Here is a 19,879-nt window from a genome sequence, read left to right on the forward strand (position 1 = left end):
AGCTTCCGCCGGGGTCCTGATTGCTCTATGCGCTACAGTCGGAGGCCGTGAATACCCGGAGGTCTTCATGGCGCTCGGGGCAGGATGGGTTTTTGTAACGGCAATTGCGATCGTGAATGCAACGAGAAGCGAAAGCTAAGCTGCTCGGCACCTCTATCTAAGTCCTCACTGAGTGTGGGACCATCCCGGCATGGACGACATCCTCTTTTGGGCGTTCGGGGCAAGCTGGGCAGGCATTGCGTGGTCGATCGTGACATTCCTGGTTGCCGAGGCGCGCGGCCAGCACGAGGAAATGAAGAAATACGCTGCGGCGCTATTCGGAACTTTGGGGCTCTCAACCGTCGTCCTGCTGATCATGGTCTTTGCCGGCGCGACAGGGGATGATCAGGACTTGGCCGCAATTGGCGGGATCTTGATCGGCATCGTCTCCGGCGTATTCACCGCGTTCAGCGTGATGGGCGGGAAGCCACCAGTCAGCCCGCCTGGGTGAGCGGGCCGGATTAATCTGAGCAAAACAGAAGGCCCTTCCTTCCCTTGAAAACAAAGGGAAGGAAGGGCCTTCTCATTTGGCGGCCACACTGAGACAACGTTGGAGCATTGACACATGGAAAAAGGTCGAGAACGCTCTCGGCTCGTTCCTTTCAAAGTGAGTCGGACCACTAAGCTGGATTTCGAATCAATCTTGTCCGGCCTCATTGTTGTGCATCAGGTCCCGGTGTTGCTTCGGCCAGAGTTTCGGGCGGGCAGGCTCTTGGCCGCCGCGTCATGACCGCTGGGGACTTAGTGCCGGCTACGGCCCAAAAGACGAAGAAGTTGAGAAGGCGAAGGTTACTCATAGCCCATGTGGTTCCAGGCGGCATCCGCGAAGGTGTGCACTTGCTCTCGGGTCCATTTTGCATCTCCGCGGAAGAGATACTTGAGTCCGTTGACCTCTTCCCAGTCATTCCAGTCGCCACCGACCAGCGTGCTGTTGAAGATCGTTGCCAATACCCATCGCATGTCGGCCGTATAAGTATCCGCACCAAAGCTGCCATTCGGCACGTTGTAGACGAGGCATTCGATGAGGTAAGACGGGAGTTCGTCCTTGACCTCGCCTGCATCGAGCATCTTCGTCTGGAGCTTCTTGAGGGCGCGAGCCATCCGTTTGTATCGGCGACTTGTGGCAAGGTTTTTCGAAGTGCCGTTTTCCAGCTGATGGTGCGGGAAGTTGTTGACGATCTTGCCTGATCCGGTGTAGATGCGGGCACCATGATGTACGGTCTGCTCACTGTCGTAGCGTCGATATTCCCAGCAGGGAACGACATCTGCAGGGAGGGTGGTCTTCCCGTTGCGGATTCTGTAGGCGATGTCACCGACTTCGACGGAGTCTGTGCCGAACGACTCAATCAAGGCATCGTGAATGTCCTTCTTGAACTGATCCCGGGTGTAGGGATCGTCGGAGTCGACGACGCCGACAACCGACTTGTCCTTTCCCTTCAGCCCAAATTCAAGGTCGTAGTAGAAGAAGCCGTGATACTCAACCGCAATGTCTACGTCGAAGTTCAGGCGTACGTTGGTGTTGTTGGCGTACGACCCTTTGGCGTATACGCGCCATGGCCGGCCTTTGAGCGGTTCGTGGGCATCAAGACTTGTTTTTACTTGAGCCAGCGTTCGCTGCCATTTGTCATCTTCGTGGTTGCTGGGCGGTTGGGCCGCAGTCTTGAGCCAGTCTTCCCAGTTAGTCATTTGCATTCTCCTCCATTAGCTTTTTGCCGTCTGCGAAGTTTCCAATTCGCTTATTTGAGATTCGTTGGAAAGTCATTGAGCCGCCGCTCTTGCGACTCGTCCAGTACTCGCCTTCAAAATTCTGCGGATTTACATCGAATACTTCGAATGATGTGCCGCCCATGTGGATAGGGCTCCCATCCCTAACTTCCACTCGAGGTGTATTGCCGTAGTGATAGAAGACCGAGAAATCATCAGCAGAGTTCCGGACAATGTCGGCAATCACGGATCGAGACTTGCTCTGTTCCGTGATCAGAACGATTTGGATTGAGGTGAACGACTGCGTAACAACCAAGAAGGCCTCGTAGCGGTTGTTAGTTGACTGCTGGCTTTCTGGAGCCCAGGTGCTCACGAGGTGGCCGTGCCAAGTGCCGTGGAGGACTGGACGCTGGGTGACTCTTGGTATGAGCCACCACCTCCAAACCCACTTGTCGAAGGCGGCGAATGCTCCTACAACCAACAGGGGTATTGCGCTGACCGCACGGCTCCAGAGTGTTGGTAACTGGAGCCCATTGATCAGATTCACAAGAGAAATCAGGGCAAAGGCAATATAGGCTGCGATCTTTACGCGCATAAACTCAATGTTTCATCCCGGCAGGGGTGACCTCTCCTATTCTTTGTCGTCAAGCCTAGAGGTTGACCTTCAGCCAGTCGGTCACAGGCTTCGAGATACCGTAGGTGGCCCACGAGCTATTTGCCGTCATCACCACGACGTCGTCATTTGGGTCGATGTGCTCTTTGACGCCGTCCCGAAGTTGCGATGCCGTCAGCGTTGTCTTTACAAAGAAGCTGCTTTTGAGAGGCTTGGCCCAGCTTTGATGGGACTTGAGGTATTCGATGAGCTTCGTGTAGTCCTGCCCGGACTTGTTAAGGTCGTAGTTGACCCAGTGAACTGCCATAGCTTCCTCCCGGAAGTTTATTGTTGTGATTCGGAGATCCCGTACGCTTGCGGGGTGATGCACGGCTCGGCGGTGCCTGGCACCGCCGAGCCGAATGGTCACTTCTCGTTGCGGACGCCCTTGTGTTGGTTCGGGCTGCCGTTGATGATGCGACCGGTTTTGGTGTCGCGCTTGAACCACGTGTCTCCACGCTTGAACTCGCTGCGGCCCTTCACGGCACCGACGCGGTGCCCGTTGCCGGTATTCTTCGCCATCCTTCATCACCTCCGTTCTGAGCGCCCAAGTCCGCTCTACGGGGCGCTCATCTAGTAGTCGAGATACAGCTCCCCAGAGTTAGGATCAGGAGCGGCACTCGACGCAGAGGCCGTTGGTGATGAGGTTGGGGTGTAACTGTAGGAAGCAGTTCGTGCAGGCGCCCATAGTTTGGGTGTCCTTCTGGCACGGGCATTTGCCGCATCTCGGGCAGTATGGCTTCTTGCAGTCGGGGCAGGGATAACCTCGGAGTTCGAAGGAACTGCCACAGCAGAATCCGCTGAGCGCCGGCCTGGTATCAAAATCTCGGCGATCGGGAGCATGGAACCGTTCCGTGTTCCAGAGATCTGCACTTGAGAACACAGCGAATACGCGACTCTCATCAGCGACCGCGTCGACGTAGAAGTCTGCCCGGGAACCCCAAGGTGTTTGCCACGGCAAGCGGCGCGTCATCGTCCGCCCGTCCACCAGCTGTAACAGGGGATGGGTGTCCGTCAGATGTTGTCCGCGCCAGGGAAATACTGTGGGCCAACCACGCTCGGGGTCGGGTTTGACGCTGGCGTGGGTTACAGCCGTCGAACGCCGATCAATGATGACAACTGCGCCCAATCCTTGTAACTGATTGGCCAAGGCGATGGCGCAGACGGGTCTGCTAGCTTGCGTTGCGTTGTACAGATCGACCAAGTGTTGTGCGCGGAGCGGTCCTTGGCCGACGACTCTCGCTGCTGCGGTTTCAGGTAGAAGCAGGGTTTGAGCTATTCGGTCACAGACCGTTTCGAGTAGTCGACCAGGCTCGTCCTGATCCGCCAGCCAGTCATAGATATCCGGCGCTCTTTCCGCGAGCCAGTGTCCGAGCTCGTGAGCAAGCGTGAAATTCTGCCGTCGGCTTCCTGGGGTTGGAGCATAGAGAATCACACCGTCTTCGAGGAATGACACGCCATCACATGCGCCGCCGTCTGTGCGCGTGTGCGCCAGATGTTCCACCGCGCTAACGGTAAGGTTCAGATCGTTTCGAAGGGCGCCTTCCGGGTCATTGGCGAAGCGCGCTCTCATATCGGCGCTCAATAGTGATAGCGCCTGTCGGGCGCAGCTTTCAACGTCCTCGAGCCTTACCACTTTCGTTCGCTCCGTTCGACTGAAGCGACGAGTGCTTCGAGCGATCGAAGCAGTTGATTTGTGTCAGGATCTCCGCGGTGAACAGTTGCAAGCATCCGACCTTCCAACATGGCAGCAGCAACGGTATCGGAAAGGTTTCTAGCGGCAGCCCACCGCGATACGAGCTGTTTGAACAGCGGGTCTCTAAGTGCTGCGAGGAGCTGAGCAGGCAATGACTGCGAAGCTGAAGACGAAACCAACTGGTCAACAGGCGTGTCGAGAACCGCAGAGATCGCTTGAATTACAGCAGGTGGAACGTCGGCTGCAGTTCGAGTCTCCCAGCGGAAGATGTCTCCTTTGTCGAAGTCCCACCCTTTTCGTTGAAGACGCTCTGCAAGCTCACTCACCGTTACGCGTGAACGCTTTCTTGCACGGGCAAGCGACCCCGGCACGAGCCGGCACTCAGGTTCTGAAACGAGGCCAAGCATCGCTGCTACGGGGTCTTCTTCTAGCGGCGGAGCGCTTTGTGCCGACAGCCACACTTCATCGGCGATGTCTAGCAGAGTGATGAAGTCTTCGCGGTCCTGGTCACTGAGCCGAGGCTCCCGCAAGAGGCGTTCGCGGTCTTGTGGGGAGTCAATTAGTTCGGCTATGAGCCGATCACGCTCGTTGTCGTCCATCGTCGTCCTCCTTCCTACTGCGCATTTCATCTCGAAGGAGGGCCAGAGCACGCGTGGTCATCTGACTAACCCTCGAAGGGCTCACATTCAGTTCGGCAGCAACCTCAGCGCGAGGTCGCTCCAGGGCTATGGTGTCCCACACGGCTTTCCTATGGCGTTCGTCAAGAGCTTCCAAACAGTTGCCGATGACGGCAGCCCGATCCTCTCGCTCAACTGCATCGAGAACCTCCTCCACGACATCGGTACCATCGGTCCGGTCGTGGACTGCCTCTACGAGTGCAGGTCCAGCGTGCCGGACCTCCGCCGATTTGAGCCGGTCGAGCGCCTTGCGTTTGACCACCGTGAGCAAGAAGGCTTCCCAGTTGCGGACATTTTGCGGGGGAGAGGTCATGATCGAGACGACCGCATCACTGACGACATCGGCTGCATCAGACGAACGGCCGGCTCCGCGCAGGACCGAATATGCCATCTTGTACATGGCATCCCGATGACGTTGATAGAGCGCCGCAAGGTCCGGCTGCTCGGCTGACACTGTCACCGCCTTGCCCAATGGTGTCCCGCGCACTGCCGTCGGTGCTGATTCAAGAGCTGTCCCCCTCAGCTGGTAGTCGAGGCAGCCTGATAAATAGTTAGCCTGCCGTCGAGATCGATCCGATGAAGGAATTATTCCTGATTAGGAATTCGTGTCAGTCCAGGGACACGGGCCTGTTGTGCCGCCGGTTGTTACTCCTCAGAAGAGGTGATGGCGAGCCCCTCACTCAAGGGGTGCGCGGTGGAACTATCTCTCCCAACTACTTTGCGTCCTGGTCGCGAATTCCTATCGCGTGCACGATTCGACGCCGAGTTCGGCGGCCTTTACACGGACAGCTTTATCGTTCGACACGATGACACACGTCGGCCCGAAAAGGAGCGACTCGGTTTCTTGCATCGCGTCCAGAGCGCAGGCGACGAGCATCGGGTCGGCAGACCCCTTGTTCGCGTACAAGTTCACGAGCGCCGTATCGTTTTCTGGCACGGTGGCCATGACCGTACGGAGGTGTCCCAGCACGCTTGCGGTGGTCCGGTACTCGACTTCCTTGAGTACCTCGGTGTCAGGGTATCCCTTGGCTTCGTGGAGTACCTCAGAAGGGAGGCGACATTGCGTGCGGAAGAACTCGCTCGCACGTTGCGCCAGCGACAGGTGTGAGAGCACGTTGTTATCGATCAAGTACATCTCCTCGCTCATCGGAGCGCCGCTTTCAGCTCGCTAATCTCGGTGGGGCTGATCCGGTTCAGGCACACGACCCGGCAGAATTCGCGCTGAGAGAGCCGACGCTCGTCGACCGCGCGGAGCATGCGCGCAGTCAGGGCGCGACCGCTGTACTTGCGAATCGCTTTGACGGGTTTCGGTTGGCGCGGTTTCGGCTTTTGTCTGGCAAGGAACTCCGTCTCGAGCTCGCGCAGGTATCCGAGAGCAGTCAAGGTGGTGAGTCTGCCGAGGCGCATTGCCCTGACTGCTAGGGCGCTCGGGGTCACCTTGAACAGGTCTGCAGCGGCTTTGACATCGTCGAGGTCTTTGAGCGCGATTGCTTGCAACTCCACTGCGGGCATGAGGATTTCGCCTACGATGTCGTACTCGCGGCCAGCGTCGGGCGCAGTACTGTTCGCGTCGTAACTGACCGGCGCGAAGATTCCGCGCGCGACGCGCCAAGCAACGGTAGCAAAAGACATCGCGGAGGCCACCAAGCTCCTTGCGATGGCTCAAGACGACGAAGCTGCGTTGCTGGCGCGACTGGATATCGTAAGCAGGCTCGCGCAATGCGCTGGGCAGCTCTATATTGACGCGCCGGACGAAGGCAAGAAGTTGCTAAACCATGCCGTTTTTAATCGATTCGAGGTCAACTGCCACGACGAAGAAGATTGCGGCGGCGTCTTTCAGGGTTCCCGTCCGCGAACCGTTTGCACAGTGACAGGGCCCTCTCTGACGTCGTGGGGGCCGTTTATGCCGCCGCCCCTGGCAGGGAACCGCAGGCGGTCCCAAGGGGGCCTGCAGGGCAAGCCGTGCGACCACCGGGAATACCCGCCGATGAAGACGAAGAAACCCCCGGCATCCTTTCGGACAACGGGGGTTCCAACTTGACTAACTTGGCGGTGACGGTGGGATTTGAACCCACGTTGGCTGTTACACCAAACAACATTTCGAGTGTTGCACCTTCGGCCGCTCGGACACGTCACCAACTGGACTAGGGTACCGGAGATGGCCGCGGTTCCCCAAAACGAGCCCGGTCCACGGCCGCTCGAAGACTTCCAACGCCTACTGGTTAAGGGGCGCCGGGCGGACGTTCCTTCCCGGTTGCTTCTGGACCGCGTGAAGCAAATCCCGGGAAATCCGCGGAACGTGGCCCGAGCCTGAGGCCAAGGTCTGATTGCAACCGGGAAGGAACGTCGCCGCCCCCTGGCCGTGTGAGAGCTGCAGGGGCGCTCCAACGACTCCGCAGGGTCCGACGGCCCCGACACGTCCCGCCCGCCCTCGCCCTTCCAATGACCACGGCCCACGGATAGATTCGTAAGCACGATGACTATCCACGAGCACAGCCGCCAAGCCACCGCCTACTGGACCATCGGCCCGGGCAAGGGCGAACTCCGCAGCGAGGAACTCCCCGAGCCCCAGGCCAACGAAGCCCTCGTCAGGACCCTCTACTCCGGCATCAGCCGCGGCACCGAGCTCCTGGTCCACAATTGCCACGTCCCGGACAGCGTCGCGGATACCATGCGCGCCCCGCACCAGGACGGCGACTTCCCCTCCCCGGTGAAATACGGCTACCTCTCCGTCGGCGTCGTGGAGCAAGGACCGCAAGACTGGCTGAACCAAACAGTCTTCTGCCTCCACCCGCACCAGGACCGCTACGTTGTCCCGCTCAGCGAGCTCACCAGGATTCCCGACGGCGTCCCGCCCCGCCGGGCGGTCCTTACCGGCATGGTGGAAACGGCTCTCAACGCCCTCTGGGAAGCTGGGCCGCGGCTGGGAGACCGGATCGCCGTCGTCGGGGGAGGGTTGCTGGGCGGCACCCTCGCAACGCTCCTCCGGAAGTTCCCGCTGGAACGACTGGAACTGGTGGACGTTGACCCCGCCAAAGAACAAACCGCCAAGGCGCTCGGCATAGCGTTCGCCCGCCCGGAAGAAGCCGAAAAAGACTGCGACATCGTCTTCCATTGCTCCGCAACAAGCGAAGGCCTGCACCGCAGCCTTCAGTTGGCCGGCGACGAAGCCAAAGTCATCGAACTCTCCTGGTACGGCGACACACCAGTGAACGTCCCGCTCGGCGAAGACTTCCACGCCCGCCGTCTCTCGGTCATCGCCAGCCAGGTGGGCGTCGTCGCGAAGGCCCGCCGTCACCGCCGCAGCACCAAAGAGCGCCTCGAAACCGCCGTGCGCCTCCTGGAAGATCCCGCCTTCGAGCTCTTCCTCAGCCAGGACACCAGCTTCGCGGACCTGCCGCGCACCATGGAAAAACTGTCCAAAGACGGCGGCGGGAGCGCCTGCCACGTCGTCAGCTACCGTGCCCCGAAAACGGAGGAATAACGAATGTTCAGCCTCACCGTCCGCCGCAGCTTCATGATCGCCCACAGCCTTCCGCGCGAATCCTTCGGCCCGGCCCAGGGACTGCACGGCGCCACCTTCGTGGCCGAGGTCAGCTTCCGGCGCGCGGAACTGAACGCGGACGCCGTCGTCATCGATATCGGCGCGGCAGGGGACATGCTCCAGGAGGTCCTGGACCAGCTGAACTACAAGAACCTGGACGAGCTGCCCGAGTTCGCCGGCCAGCTCACCACCACCGAATTCCTTGCCCGGCATATCGCCGAACGGCTCGCGGAAAAGCTGCCCGACGCCGCCGCCCTCCAAGGGCTCGACGTCACCCTCCGCGAAACCCCCGACGCCTGGGCCAGCTACTCGCTTGACCTCCACCAGCGGCAATGAACGCCATCCGCTTCATCGTCCCGGGCAACATCGAGCACCGCTCCGGCGGAAACCTCTACAACGCCCGGCTTGTGGAGCAACTGGAAGCCCTGGGTGCCCGCACCGAAGTAGTGGTGCTCGACGGCGCGTGGCCGCCCGGGCTGCCCGAGGACCGTGAGTCCCTGGCCTGGGCCCTCCGCGATGCGCAGCTGGCGATTGTCGACGGGCTGGTCGCGGCCGGCGCGCCTGGCGAAATCGAAGCCGCGGTGTTCGCCGGCACCCGGGTCTGGATCCTCTCGCACATGGCGTTCACCGAACACGCCGGGCTCGAGGCCCGCTCCCTGGCCGCAGCGAGCGGGGTTATCTGTCCCAGCTCATTCGCCGCCGCGAACCTCATGTCGCTCTACGGGCTGGAACGCGTCCACGTCGCCCTGCCCGGAACGCTGCCCGCCGAGCCCGCCGTCGGATCACATCCCCCGCACATCGTCTGCGTCGCGGCCCTGCTGCCGAACAAGAGCCAACTGCTCCTCGTCGAGGCCCTGGCCCGGCTCGGACGCCTGCCGTGGACGGTGTCCCTCATCGGGTCGCCGGACGCGGACCCGGCCTATGCCGCGAAGGTGCGTGCCGCCGTCGGGCAGTACGGCTTGGAGGACCGCATCCGGCTGGCCGGCGAACTCCATGGCCAAGAGCTGGAAAACGAATGGCACACCGCCGACCTCAGCGTCCTTGTCTCTGAGCGCGAGAGTTTTGGCATGGCTGTGCCAGAATCGCTCGCACACGGGGTGCCCGCCATTGTCCGCAAGGGAACCGGGGCGGAGGAGGCGCTGGGCGATTACGGCGCGGGCGCCGCGGTGGATCTCGACGGCGGTCCGGGCGCCCTGGCGGAGGCGCTTGCGGCCTGGCTGGAGGATCCGGAGCTCGCGGCCCGTTGGCGGGATGCCGCGCTGGCCCGGCGGGGAACCTTGCCCGGCTGGGCCGCGACCGCCGAAAGCGTGCTGACCCTGATCCGCGGTTGAGCACAGTCTGCGGTTGAGCACTCAGACGAGCCTCAGCCGACGCCGAAACCCGTGAACTCTCCCGTGGCCGCACCGTACTCCGCGTCCACGTTGTCCACCGAGCCCGGCGCATGCTCAGAGCGGAGCCAGGCGAGCAACTCCTCCAGCTCCGGCTTCCCGCCCTCGGCCACAATGCGCACCGTTCCGTCCAGGCTGTTCCAGGCTTCCCCGTCCAGCCCCAGCTTCTGCGCCTCGGCCATGGTCCGGAAACGGAAACCGACGCCTTGGACGCGTCCCGTGACGGTCGCCGTCAGCCGCATTTGCTGCCCGCTCATGCCGCTCCCGAACCGTAGGGCCGCGTGATCGCTTCGAGGAGATGCCCGTTGGGATCCTGGAAGTACACGCCGCGGCCGCCGTCGTTGTGGTTGATCTGCTGTGCGCGGGTGCGTCCGGGGTCGGCCCAGTACGGGATGCCTTCCGCTTCAATCCGGGCGAAGATCCCGTCGAACTCTTCCTCGGACACCAGGAACGCATAGTGCTGCCGCGGAATTTCGCCCTGGGCCGACGCGAAATCCAAGGCGACGCCGTTCGCCAGCGGAACCGTCATGAAGGACCACATGGGCGTTGGCTCGGGCAGGCCCAGCATCCGGGTGAGGAACTCCGCCGAAGCGTGCTTGTCCCGCACATGGACGATGGTGTGGTTGAACTCGATGGCCATGGAACCTCCCGGGAACGAACCGGACACCTCCATCACACGGCCCCGCCCGGGCAATTGCAAGGGGTTCAGCCCAGCGGCAGCCGCGGCATCGGCCGGGCGGCGATCGCGGCGAGGTCCCGCGCGGCACCAGGCGGCGGCGTGCTCCCGGAAGCCCACACCGCGCTGAGGCTGCGCCGCAGCTCCAGCCCGCGCACCGGTACGGTCACCAAGCGGCGGAGGGTGACGTCGTCCCGCACGGCCAGCGCGCTCAGCACGGCAGGAGCGGTTCCGGCCGCGACGGCGGAACGGACGGCCGCCGTCGTCGGAAGCTCCACGAGCGGCGCCGCCTGCTCCGGGATGCCGGCCGCTGCAAGCAGATGCTCCAGCGCATCGCGGGTGCCGCTGCCGGGCTCGCGCGTCACCAGCCCGACGCCGGCCAGTTCGGCCGCGGTGACCGGCGCCTTCCGCTTGGCCCACTTGTGGTCCGGCGCGACCACCAGCACCATTTCGTCTTCCTGCACGACGGCGGTGCTCAGCCCCGCGGGCAGCTGCGGGCTTTCGATGAAGGCGATGTCGGCGTCGCCGGAGCGGACCCGGGCAGCGGCCGTTTCGCTGTTGGAGACCGCGAGCTCAACGACCGTGGGGGTGAGGCCGAGGGATTCCTGCTGCCGGCGCAGGGCCACCAGCCAGTGGGGGAGGAGGTGCTCGGCGATGGTCTGGCTTGCGGCGACGTGCAGCTGGCGGACGGCGTCGGAACGGAGCGAGGCGATGCCGGCGTCGAGTCGTTCGGCGGCGGCCAGGACGTCCGCGGCCCAGCCGGCCACGAGCTCGCCGGCCTCGGTGAGGGAGGAACCGCGGGGTGTGCGCGTCAGCAACGCGGCGCCGATCCGGGATTCCAGCGAGCGCATCCGCGAGGACACCGCCTGCTGGGAGAGCCCGAGCCTCTTGCCTGCGGCGGACAGGCTGCCGAGTTCGTGCACGGCGGCGAGCATCTCCAGCGCGGAGAGCTCGGGGATGCGGGGGCTGAGCACGGATCCTCCTGGGAGCGCGGCGGCGGGCGGGTACATCGGGGTGGGTTACAAGCCGGACTTGTACCCTGACAAGTGTATGCCCCCTACTTGGGCGCGCGCGGGCACGGAAGCATGGATGGCATGGGAATCCTGATGCTCGGCGAAGCGCGTCAACACACAATGCAGGCACACGAGCGGCGGTTGCTGTTCCGTGGCCTCGAACGGCCGTCCGAGCTCTTCGCGAACCTCGGCCCCAACTGGTTCGCCACCATCATGGGCACCGGAATCATCGCCACCGCCGGCGCCACTCTCCCGGTGCAATTCCCCGCCTTGCACGCCGTGGCCACCCTGTTCTGGGGAGGAGCCTCCGTGCTGCTGGTCCTGCTGGCCGCGTCCACGGTGCTGCACTGGACCCGCCACCACGACACCGCCCGCAGCCACCACCGCCACCCGGTCATGGCGCATTTCTACGGCGCTCCGCCCATGGCCCTGCTGACCGTCGGCGCGGGGACCTTGTTGCTGGGCAGGGACGTGCTCGGCGAGCAACTGGCCCTGGGCATCGACGCCGTGTTGTGGACGCTCGGCACGCTCCTCGGCCTGGCCAGCGCGTTCGCCGTGCCGTACCTGCAGTTCACCCGGCACACGGTGACCGCCGCGGACGCCTTCGGCGGCTGGCTGATGCCCGTGGTGCCGCCGATGGTCTCGGCCTCCACCGGCGCCCTCCTGCTCCCGTACCTTCCCGACGGCGAGGCCCGCCAGCTCATGCTCGCGGCCTGTTACTCGATGTTCGGGCTCAGCCTCCTCGCCTCGTTGCTCATCATTCCCTTGGTGTGGCAGCGGCTGGCGGTGCACAAGGACCTTGCCGCCGCCGCGGTGCCAACCCTGTGGATCGTGCTGGGGCCGCTTGGACAGTCCATCACCGCCGCCAACCTGCTGGCTTCGAACGCCCACCACGCTGTGTCCGGGACGCTGCTGCACGCGTTGGAAGCCTTCGGCGTGCTGTACGGCGTGCCGGTGCTGGGCTTCGCCCTCCTGTGGGCCGCCTTCGCCGCCGCGATCACCTTCCGTACCGCCCGCAGCGGCCTGCCCTTCAGCCTGGCGTGGTGGTCCTTCACTTTCCCTGTGGGCACCTGCGTCACCGGGCTGAGCGGGCTCGCCGCCCACACCGGACTCGGCACGTTCACGGTGATGGCCGCCGTCGGGTACGTCCTCCTGCTGGCTGCGTGGCTGGTGGTTGCAGCGCGGACCTTCCGCGGGAGCGTGATCGAGGGGACGCTGTTCCAGGCGGCCCCGGCCCAAGCCGCTATTGCTCAGCCAGCCACCCCGTAAACCGCCGCCCGACCCTCAGTCCCGGCGGCCGTCGTCGGCCTTTCCGGCCACCACACTGATGATCCGGCGCAGGCTCATGGCCACGGAGGCGCCAGCGGTCACGTTGGCGTCCCGGCTCGCGGCGCGCGCCACGGCTGAGCTGAGCTGCCCGACGGCGTCACGCGCCTCAGCGAGGCTGCCCGCCAGGGCGTCGGGATCGTTCCAGTCGCTGAGCAGGCCGGCAACGCTGGAGAGCGCCGCTGAAAGGTCCCCGGTGATTTCCGCGGGGATCACCGTGTCCGCGTGCTCCTCCCAGATTGCGCTGGCCAGAACGTCCGTCACGTCCTGGACGTGGAAGGTGACGCGCTCGATGTAGCGCTGCTCCGCCAGATTGTGCTCGAGGGCCCGGTGATGGCGGCGGCTGCGGGGATTGGCCTTGGCGCTGACTTCGGCGTCGTGCACGGCAGCCCGGACTTCGGACGCCGTCCGCGCGAGCTCCTGGCTGCGGCCGGCCCAGTCCTCATGGTCCGGAGGCCAGGACTCCTGCATGGCCGCAGCCATGTCCTTCAGCTGCCGGGCCAGGGCTTTCCGGTGCGCTGCCGAGGAACGGTCCACGCCGTCCAGGTGCAGCGGCGGGAAGACCAGCCAGTTGACCGCGAATCCCACGGCCACCCCGGCGGCCATCTGCAGGATGTATGCGAAGGAGAAACTTTCGGCATTCGCGCCGCCGATCACCAGCACGAACAACGCGGCCATGGGCACCCAGTCGGAGGCCGCGCCCATCCGCGGCAGGCCGCCGATCAGCACCGCGATTCCCACCACGGCTGCGATCGCCAACGCCGTAGGGCCCGTGAACGTGGTGAAGACGAACGCGACGCCGATCCCGAGGGCCAGCCCCAGCAGGCTTTGCAGCCCGTGCCTGGCCGAGTCCGCCACCGTGGGATACATGCTCACCAGTGCGCCCAACGGTGCGTAATACGGATACGCGGCGGCCGGTCCGGGCATCAACGGCGCGAGGTACCAGGCCAAACCGGCGGCGAGGGCCGTCTTGGCGGCGAACAGCAGGCGGTGGTACGTCACCGCATGGCGCACCGCCCCCGCGCTCGCCTGCACAGCGGCCCGCGGTGAGCGGAGATAGGCAAACTTCGGCTCAGCTTCTCTGCCGGAACGCATGCTTCCAGTGTTGCATTAGCGCCTTGTTTACTACGCCCGGTGCGCCGCGAAGAAGTCCCGCAGAAGGGTGGCACACTCGGCTTCCCGCACGCCGGGATACACCTCCACCCAGTGGTTGAGCCGGCGCTCGCGGAGGATGTCGAATACCGAACCCACGGCACCGGCCTTCTCGTCCCATGCCCCGAACACCACGCGCGGAATCCTGGCCAGGACGATCGCCCCGGCGCACATTGCGCACGGTTCCAGCGTGACCACCAGGGTGCAGTCCTCAAGCCGCCAGCCGTCGCCGCCTTCGCCCAGCTCCGCCGCATGCCGCTGCAGCGCGGCGGCGGCCTGGCGGATCGCCACGATCTCGGCGTGGGCGGTGGGGTCCCCGTGCGCTTCCCGTTCGTTGCGCCCGGCACCCAGCACGCCGCCGTCGGGCCCCAACACGACGGCGCCGATCGGCACATCGGCGGTGTCCAGCGCCCGCCGGGCCTCGTCGAGGGCAAGGCCCATCCAGGCCGTGTGCTCGGCGTGATACGGCTCGGGGATGCTCATGGCTTCAATGATAGTTTTGGACGCATGCGCACACTCGTCGTGGACCACCCGCTGGTCGCTCACAAGCTCACCGTTCTGCGGGACAAGAACACCCCTTCGCCGGTCTTCCGACAGCTGACCGAAGAACTCGTCACCCTCCTGGCCTACGAGGCCACCCGCGATGTCCGCACGGAACCCGTGGAGATCGAAACCCCCGTCACCAAGACCATCGGCACAGCGTTCACCAAGCCCACGCCGCTGGTGGTGCCCATCCTGCGTGCGGGCCTCGGCATGCTCGAGGGCATGACCAAGCTGGTCCCCACCGCGGAGGTCGGTTTCCTGGGCATGGCCCGCGACGAGGAAACCCTGGACATCATCACCTACGCCGAGCGCCTGCCCGAGGACCTTACCGGCCGGCAGATCTTCGTGCTCGACCCCATGCTGGCCACCGGCGGCACCCTGCGCGAGGCCATCAAGTTCCTCTTCAAGCGCGGCGCCTCGGATGTCACCTGCATCTGCCTCCTTGCCGCCCCCGAGGGCCTGGCCAAGCTGGAGGAAGAACTCTCCGACGCGAACGTCAAGGTGGTCCTGGCCTCCATCGACGAAAAGCTCAACGACAAGGCCTACATCGTTCCGGGCCTGGGCGACGCCGGCGACCGCCTCTACGGCGTGGCCGGCTGACGTCCGTCCGAAAAATCCCTGCCCTGCGGAACATTCACCGCCGCACGGGGCAGGGATCTTTCCGTTAACCGGGGAATTGTGGCGCCGTAGCCCTCTATCGTTTTCCTCCGGGCGCCACTAGCCTGTGGCGCATGGATTGGAAACTGGAACTGGTATTTGTCCCTGTGTCCGATGTGGACCGCGCCAAGGATTTCTACGTAAACAAGGTGGGTTTCAACGCCGATTACGATGAGCGGCCCACAGAGGGCATCAGGTTCGTGCAGCTCACCCCGCCGGGCTCGGCCTGTTCCATCGCCATCGGCGAAGGACTCAGCGACGCCCCTCCCGGCACCGCCCCCAGCATGCAAATCGTAGTCAGCGACATCCAGGCCGCCCACGATCAGCTGAAGAACAACGGCGTGGACGTGAGCGACATCGATATCCAGGCGTGGGGCCACTTCGTCTACTTCGCCGATCCGGATGGCAACAAGTGGGCCGTCCAGTACATTCCGCACCGGCCCAACGGCTAGGTGCGGCATCACACAGGACGCCGCGGCTGGTTCCCGGAAACCATGGCGGGCAGGATGGACGCATGACGCTCCCCGCCGAAACCGGTACCGAAGCCCGTTCCCAGGTCCGCAAGAAGAACATCCTCACCGTCCGCGCCGTCCTCTTCGACATGGACGGCACCCTGGTGGATTCCACAGCCGTGGTTGAGCAGGTGTGGGCAGAGTTCGCCGCGCGCTACGGCCTGGATTACGCGGAAATCCTGCGGACGGCACACGGCGTGCAGGCCCGGGATACGGTCCGCCGCTTCGCACCCGCGGGTGCCGACACCGATGCCCTCACCGAAGAACTCGGCGGCATGGAACGCACCCGGACCGAGGGCGTGGTGGCGCTGCCCGGAGCGGAAGCCTTCCTGCGCGCCCTGCCGGCGGACGCCGTCGCGCTCGTCACCTCGGCGGACCGCGCGCTTGCGGACGTCCGCATGCGCGCCGCCAGGCTGGAGATGCCCGCGACGGCGGTCACCGCCGAATCCGTCAGCCGCGGCAAGCCGGACCCGGAGGGATACCTGAAGGCCGCGGCATTGCTCGGCTTTGGGCCGGAGGACGTGGTGGTTTTCGAGGACGCCCCGGCAGGCATTGCGGCTGCCCGCGCCGCCGGCATGCGCACCGTGGTGGTGGGCGACGGCGGCGGCTCACCTGCCGAGGGCCTGCCCCGGATCGCGGACTACACGGCAATGGCCGTCGCCGTCACTCAGGACGACGACGGCCAAAGGGCAATCACACTGGAGTTCTGAGCCGGCTCAGTACCAGTTGTTGGCGTAGTGGAAGGACAGCGCTGCCGACGGAGAGCCGTAGCGTTCCTTGATGTACTTCAGGCCCCAACGCACCTGGGTCTTGTAGTTGGTCAGCCAGTCCGTGCCCTCGGAGGACATTTTTTCGGCCGGCAGGGACTGCACGATTCCGTACGCGCCGCTGCTCGGGTTGGTGGCCGTGGTGGTCCAGTTCGATTCCTTGGTCCAGAGGATGCGCAGCGAATCCATTTCACCGGCGCTCCAGCCGAAGGAGGAGAGCAGGCTGGCTGCGTATGCCTGGGCACCTGCGGGATCGTTCACAGGTGCGGGCTTCACCGGCGCGGCCGGCTTCGCGGGAACGGCAGGCTTGGCCGGCGCCACCTTGGCGGACTGCGCGGCGATGACCGGCTTCGGGGCCGACTTGGCGGGCTTGGCGGCGGCAGCCGGCTTTGACGGAGCAGCCGACGGCGTCGCGCTGGGGCTCGGGGAAGCGCTGGCCGTTGCGGAGACGTAGGAACGGGCGGCATCCGGAGCCTGGCCGGTGACCTGGCTGGACGCCGCCTGGCCTGCGGCGCCTGCGCCGAGGAGGACGGCCAGGGCGCCGGCGGTGACGGCAAGGCGCTGGCTGGTGCTGCGGAGCGCGGCGGCTTTCTTCAGAACGGTGCGCGGCGTGGACTCGTCCGCGCGTCGACGGCCATGCAGGCGTGACTGATCCTTGGCAGGAGACATGTGTGGTTACCTCTCAACGCCTGCGGAGTTAGCTGTCGGATTCGGATGAGGCCATCCGGCCGCGCGCCAGCGAGATTCTGGTTGTGCGGCTTCACCCCTAGGACCGGCCATGAACGGTTGGCGGTCCGGAGACTCTGGGTCCCCCGTCTCTGCCTGGGTTGTTGGGGCACCGGGGAGCGGCAGAGCTCGGCGACTGCCCGGTGGTGGCCTGAACTATCCGGCGCACCCTTTCGACGGTACAGGACCGTTATGCGAAAGTCACATTTAGGTAACGGAGATCACGACGGCGGTGCGTCGCCTTGCGCAGGCGCGCGCCGCCGTCGTCCGTTCAGCTTTCTTTCAGGGGAGTGGCAGCCGCACGGTGAACTCGGTGCGGCCGGGACGGGAGACGACGCCAACAGAACCGCCGTGGGCGCGGACGATCGAATCGACGATCGACAGGCCCAGCCCCGAGCTGCCTTCGGTGCCGCTGCGCGCGGCATCGGCCCGGGCAAAGCGGGCGAAGATCCGGTCCTGGAATCCGGGCGGGATGCCGGCGCCGTCGTCGGTCACGGTGATCACGGCGTCACCGCCTTCCGCACGCAGACCGGTGGTTACGGTGGTTCCCTCAGCGGTGTGCTTGCGGGCGTTGGAGAGGAGATTGGCCAGGACCTGGTGCAGCTGGGCGGCGTCCCCGCGGACCGTCATGGGTTCATCCGGAAGCTCAAGCTTCCAGCGGTGGTCCGGCGCCATGACCTTCTCGTCGCTGACGGTCTCGACCACCAGCTGTGTGAGGTCCACGTCGCTGGTTTCAAGTGCCTTGCCTTCGTCCAGGCGGGCGAGCAGCAGCAGGTCCTCCACCAGGGCGGTCATGCGCTCGGATTGGCTCTTTACCCGGTCCAGTGACTTGCGGCCGTCCTCGCTGAGGGATTCGGTCATGCGCAACAGCTCGGTGTAGCCGCGGATGGCGGTCAGGGGAGTGCGCAGCTCGTGCGAGGCATCGGCCACGAAGCGGCGCACCTTCGTTTCGCTGCGTTGCCGGGCCTGGAGGGCGTTGGAGACGTTGCCCAGCATGCGGTTAAGGGCGTGGCCAACGTTGCCCACCTCCGTTCCGGGAACTGCCGCCGAGGCCGGAACCCGCTCGGCGAGGGCAACGTCGCCGGCGTCGAGCGGCAGGCGGGACACCTTGGTGGCCACCTCGGACAGCTGTTCCAGCGGGCGCATGGTCCGCCGGATGATCACGGTCCCGGCAAGGCCCGCCAGTGCCAGCCCGCCCAGGGAAACCAGGACGGTGGTCCACACCAGCGAGGCTTCGATGCCCTCCTTTGCGGCAAGCGGAAGCCCGGTGACGATCACATCGCCGTACGGGGTCTGCGTGGCCACCAGCCGGTAACCGCCGCTGGACAGCTGCCGGTCCACGGGCGTTCCCGCGGGCAGGCCCAGCAGGACGCCCTCGTCCGCGTCCGAAAGCGTGGCGCGCTCGCCGTCGGCGTTGATGAACCCGGCGTTGCTGACCGTGGAACCGACAATCCGCGCGCTGATCGTCCCGGGGCCCAGCCCCCGCGCCTCCAGCAGGTCCCGGCGCCCGCCCGGACCTCCCGACGGCGGCCTGCCGAACTCGGTGGCGCGGTGCGCCGCCTGTGCCAGCTGCTCGTCCAGTTGCCGGGTGAGGAAGAGATCCATGGAGGCGTAGCTGACGGTTCCGATGACTCCGCAGATGGCAACCAGCAACCCCATGGAGACAAGGATCAGCCGGGTGCGCAGATGCCATCCGGCAGGATTGGCCCAATGCCTGCGGGGTGCTTCCGGCGTGGTGGTCATTCCGATGCCTGGCCGGCGGCCTTGATGACGTAGCCCGCGCCGCGCACAGTGTGGATCATGGGCGGGCGTCCGGCGTCGATCTTCTTGCGCAGATAGGAAATATACAATTCCACGATGTTCGCCTGGCCGCCGAAATCGTAGTCCCACACGCGGTCCAGGATCTGTGCCTTGCTGATCACACGGCGCGGGTTCTCCATCAGGTAGCGCAGGAGCTCGAACTGGGTGGCGGTGAGGGCGATGTCCTGCCCCGCGCGGCTGACCTCACGGGTGTCCACGTTCAGGATGAGGTCTCCCACCATCAGCTCCGCGGCGTCCATGGCGGCCACGCCGGAGCGCTGGACCAGGCGGTGCAGGCGCAGCAGGACTTCCTCCATGCTGAACGGCTTGGTGACGTAGTCGTCCCCGCCCGCGGCCAGGCCGGTGATCCGGTCCTGGACGTCGTCCTTGGCAGTGAGGAAAAGCGCGGGCACCTCCGGCGCGAAGGCGCGGATCCTGCCCAGCAGCTCCACGCCGTCGAACCCTGGCAGCATGACGTCCAGCACCAGGACGTCCGGGCGGAAGTCCTTCGCCAGCTTCACCGCCGCCGGGCCGTCCCCGGCCACGGCAACAGACCAGCCCGCCATGCGCAGGCCCATGCTCATGAGCTCGGCGAGGCTCGGTTCATCGTCGACGACGAGGGCGCGGATGGGCGAGCCGTCCGGGTGGCTGAGCTGGGGGAGGTTGTTCGTGGTGGAGTACGGGGATGCCATGGGACAAGCCTCCGATCCGGCCGTTTGCGGTCGCTTTGAGATTCCTGTGAGCAGGCTGTGTGAGGTCCAGCCTAGTTCTCAGAGGGCCCCTGAACGCTCCTAGCAGTCTTCTAGCAGACGTTCCACGGAAAATTTTCCACGGATCCGGGAACTTCGATTGGACAAGAGTTGTTTCATATCTTGAGATTCAGGGTAGGCGCGCGATTCCGTACTGAGATTCCCAAGCTGGCCAAGGAATCGAATATTCTTCGATTGTTTCGCGAAACCACGGCATTGTGACGAATCCGATCCGGTCACATTTGGTCATTCTGAAAT

Annotated in this window: 25 protein-coding genes, 1 tRNA gene and 1 riboswitch; of the genes, 8 read left to right on the forward strand and 18 right to left on the reverse strand. The window is 64.7% G+C overall.

All coding sequences use genetic code 11. From position 1 onward, the window contains the following. Positions 1–190 precede the first annotated feature (190 nt). Positions 191–490: a hypothetical protein gene (locus BIU82_RS08715; protein ID WP_070349062.1), complete on the forward strand. Its 300-nt coding sequence runs from the start codon at positions 191–193 to the stop codon at positions 488–490. A gap of 338 nt (positions 491–828) precedes the next feature. Here BIU82_RS08715 and BIU82_RS08720 read toward each other — a convergent pair whose 3' ends face one another. The 10 genes from BIU82_RS08720 to BIU82_RS08745 form a co-directional block, all read right to left on the reverse strand. After that, positions 829–1,725 (reverse strand): hypothetical protein, encoded by an 897-nt coding sequence (locus BIU82_RS08720; RefSeq protein WP_070349063.1) that lies wholly within the window; start codon positions 1,723–1,725, stop codon positions 829–831. Continuing rightward, a complete protein-coding gene (locus tag BIU82_RS19650; RefSeq protein WP_139146544.1) occupies positions 1,718–2,338 on the reverse strand; it encodes a hypothetical protein in 621 nt (206 codons plus the stop codon). Before BIU82_RS19650 ends, BIU82_RS08720 begins: the two co-directional genes overlap by 8 nt. Positions 2,339–2,393: 55 nt before the next feature. Then, positions 2,394–2,663 (reverse strand): hypothetical protein, encoded by a 270-nt coding sequence (locus BIU82_RS08725; protein ID WP_070349064.1) that lies wholly within the window; start codon positions 2,661–2,663, stop codon positions 2,394–2,396. A gap of 98 nt (positions 2,664–2,761) precedes the next feature. Continuing rightward, positions 2,762–2,917 (reverse strand): hypothetical protein, encoded by a 156-nt coding sequence (locus BIU82_RS19880; RefSeq protein ID WP_171906521.1) that lies wholly within the window; start codon positions 2,915–2,917, stop codon positions 2,762–2,764. 85 nt (positions 2,918–3,002) lie between these two features. Beyond that, the gene (locus tag BIU82_RS20305; protein ID WP_074466418.1) at positions 3,003–3,968 is read right to left on the reverse strand and encodes an ImmA/IrrE family metallo-endopeptidase; all 966 of its coding nucleotides are present in this window, start codon (positions 3,966–3,968) and stop codon (positions 3,003–3,005) included. A gap of 56 nt (positions 3,969–4,024) precedes the next feature. Next, positions 4,025–4,690 (reverse strand): hypothetical protein, encoded by a 666-nt coding sequence (locus BIU82_RS19655; RefSeq protein WP_139146546.1) that lies wholly within the window; start codon positions 4,688–4,690, stop codon positions 4,025–4,027. Then, positions 4,671–5,222, reverse strand: a complete 552-nt coding sequence (locus BIU82_RS19300) for a sigma-70 family RNA polymerase sigma factor (protein WP_253182721.1) — start codon at positions 5,220–5,222, stop codon at positions 4,671–4,673. The genes BIU82_RS19655 and BIU82_RS19300 overlap by 20 nt, the downstream gene beginning before the upstream one ends. A gap of 285 nt (positions 5,223–5,507) precedes the next feature. Continuing rightward, positions 5,508–5,915: a PIN domain-containing protein gene (locus tag BIU82_RS08735; protein WP_070349066.1), complete on the reverse strand. Its 408-nt coding sequence runs from the start codon at positions 5,913–5,915 to the stop codon at positions 5,508–5,510. After that, positions 5,912–6,412, reverse strand: coding sequence for a hypothetical protein (locus BIU82_RS08740; protein ID WP_070349067.1), 501 nt, complete (start codon positions 6,410–6,412; stop codon positions 5,912–5,914). The genes BIU82_RS08735 and BIU82_RS08740 overlap by 4 nt, the downstream gene beginning before the upstream one ends. 403 nt (positions 6,413–6,815) lie before the next feature. Beyond that, positions 6,816–6,905: transfer RNA gene (locus BIU82_RS08745), tRNA-Ser, on the reverse strand. A gap of 339 nt (positions 6,906–7,244) precedes the next feature. Between BIU82_RS08745 and BIU82_RS08750 the strand changes: the two genes are divergently transcribed. From BIU82_RS08750 to BIU82_RS08760, 3 genes are read left to right on the forward strand one after another with little or no spacing between them, the layout of a single operon-like run. Beyond that, positions 7,245–8,252: a zinc-binding alcohol dehydrogenase gene (locus tag BIU82_RS08750; protein ID WP_070349068.1), complete on the forward strand. Its 1,008-nt coding sequence runs from the start codon at positions 7,245–7,247 to the stop codon at positions 8,250–8,252. A 3-nt stretch (positions 8,253–8,255) separates the two neighbouring features. Further along, positions 8,256–8,648, forward strand: a complete 393-nt coding sequence (locus BIU82_RS08755) for a 6-carboxytetrahydropterin synthase (RefSeq protein WP_070349069.1) — start codon at positions 8,256–8,258, stop codon at positions 8,646–8,648. Further along, positions 8,645–9,643 carry a glycosyltransferase family 4 protein gene (locus BIU82_RS08760; RefSeq protein ID WP_083292256.1) on the forward strand — a complete coding sequence of 333 codons (999 nt, stop codon included), beginning with the start codon at positions 8,645–8,647 and terminating at the stop codon, positions 9,641–9,643. The genes BIU82_RS08755 and BIU82_RS08760 overlap by 4 nt, the downstream gene beginning before the upstream one ends. Positions 9,644–9,675: 32 nt before the next feature. Here BIU82_RS08760 and BIU82_RS08765 read toward each other — a convergent pair whose 3' ends face one another. The 3 genes from BIU82_RS08765 to BIU82_RS08775 all read right to left on the reverse strand — a co-directional run bounded on the left by BIU82_RS08765 (position 9,676) and on the right by BIU82_RS08775 (position 11,350). Beyond that, entirely contained in the window at positions 9,676–9,957 is a 282-nt protein-coding gene (locus BIU82_RS08765; protein ID WP_070349070.1) for an acylphosphatase, read from the reverse strand. Beyond that, positions 9,954–10,340, reverse strand: coding sequence for a VOC family protein (locus BIU82_RS08770; protein WP_070349171.1), 387 nt, complete (start codon positions 10,338–10,340; stop codon positions 9,954–9,956). Before BIU82_RS08770 ends, BIU82_RS08765 begins: the two co-directional genes overlap by 4 nt. A 65-nt stretch (positions 10,341–10,405) precedes the next feature. After that, entirely contained in the window at positions 10,406–11,350 is a 945-nt protein-coding gene (locus BIU82_RS08775; RefSeq protein WP_139146547.1) for a LysR family transcriptional regulator, read from the reverse strand. A 120-nt stretch (positions 11,351–11,470) separates the two neighbouring features. On the opposite strand from BIU82_RS08775, the gene BIU82_RS08780 reads away from it, so the two are divergent. Continuing rightward, entirely contained in the window at positions 11,471–12,658 is a 1,188-nt protein-coding gene (locus BIU82_RS08780; RefSeq protein WP_083292265.1) for a TDT family transporter, read from the forward strand. A 15-nt stretch (positions 12,659–12,673) separates the two neighbouring features. On the opposite strand, the gene BIU82_RS08785 is transcribed toward BIU82_RS08780, so the two are convergent. After that, entirely contained in the window at positions 12,674–13,810 is a 1,137-nt protein-coding gene (locus BIU82_RS08785) for an aromatic acid exporter family protein (protein ID WP_083292257.1), read from the reverse strand. A 30-nt stretch (positions 13,811–13,840) separates the two neighbouring features. Beyond that, positions 13,841–14,350 (reverse strand): tRNA adenosine(34) deaminase TadA, encoded by a 510-nt coding sequence (gene tadA, locus BIU82_RS08790; protein ID WP_070349072.1) that lies wholly within the window; start codon positions 14,348–14,350, stop codon positions 13,841–13,843. 24 nt (positions 14,351–14,374) lie between these two features. Here tadA and upp point away from each other — a divergent pair, with 24 nt between their 5' ends. The 3 genes from upp (at position 14,375) to BIU82_RS08805 (ending at position 16,289) form a co-directional block, all read left to right on the forward strand. Then, the gene (gene upp / locus BIU82_RS08795) at positions 14,375–15,010 is read left to right on the forward strand and encodes a uracil phosphoribosyltransferase (protein WP_070349073.1); all 636 of its coding nucleotides are present in this window, start codon (positions 14,375–14,377) and stop codon (positions 15,008–15,010) included. Between the two features lie 131 nt (positions 15,011–15,141). Continuing rightward, positions 15,142–15,519, forward strand: coding sequence for a VOC family protein (locus tag BIU82_RS08800; protein ID WP_070349074.1), 378 nt, complete (start codon positions 15,142–15,144; stop codon positions 15,517–15,519). Between the two features lie 62 nt (positions 15,520–15,581). Next, positions 15,582–16,289: an HAD-IA family hydrolase gene (locus BIU82_RS08805; protein WP_070349075.1), complete on the forward strand. Its 708-nt coding sequence runs from the start codon at positions 15,582–15,584 to the stop codon at positions 16,287–16,289. A gap of 6 nt (positions 16,290–16,295) precedes the next feature. Here BIU82_RS08805 and BIU82_RS08810 read toward each other — a convergent pair whose 3' ends face one another. The 3 genes from BIU82_RS08810 to BIU82_RS08820 all read right to left on the reverse strand — a co-directional run bounded on the left by BIU82_RS08810 (position 16,296) and on the right by BIU82_RS08820 (position 19,564). Then, complete coding sequence (locus tag BIU82_RS08810; RefSeq protein WP_070349076.1) at positions 16,296–17,015, reverse strand: hypothetical protein; 720 nt, start codon at positions 17,013–17,015, stop codon at positions 16,296–16,298. A gap of 5 nt (positions 17,016–17,020) precedes the next feature. Further along, a riboswitch (cyclic di-AMP (ydaO/yuaA leader) is annotated at positions 17,021–17,217 on the reverse strand. Positions 17,218–17,354: 137 nt separating this feature from the next. After that, the gene (locus BIU82_RS08815) at positions 17,355–18,815 is read right to left on the reverse strand and encodes a HAMP domain-containing sensor histidine kinase (RefSeq protein WP_070349077.1); all 1,461 of its coding nucleotides are present in this window, start codon (positions 18,813–18,815) and stop codon (positions 17,355–17,357) included. Next, complete coding sequence (locus BIU82_RS08820) at positions 18,812–19,564, reverse strand: response regulator transcription factor (protein ID WP_070349078.1); 753 nt, start codon at positions 19,562–19,564, stop codon at positions 18,812–18,814. The genes BIU82_RS08815 and BIU82_RS08820 overlap by 4 nt, the downstream gene beginning before the upstream one ends. Between the last annotated feature and the right edge of the window lie 315 nt (positions 19,565–19,879).

The sequence above is a fragment of the Arthrobacter sp. SW1 genome (assembly GCF_001766675.1).
In the GTDB taxonomy this organism is placed as follows: Bacteria; Actinomycetota; Actinomycetes; order Actinomycetales; family Micrococcaceae; genus Arthrobacter.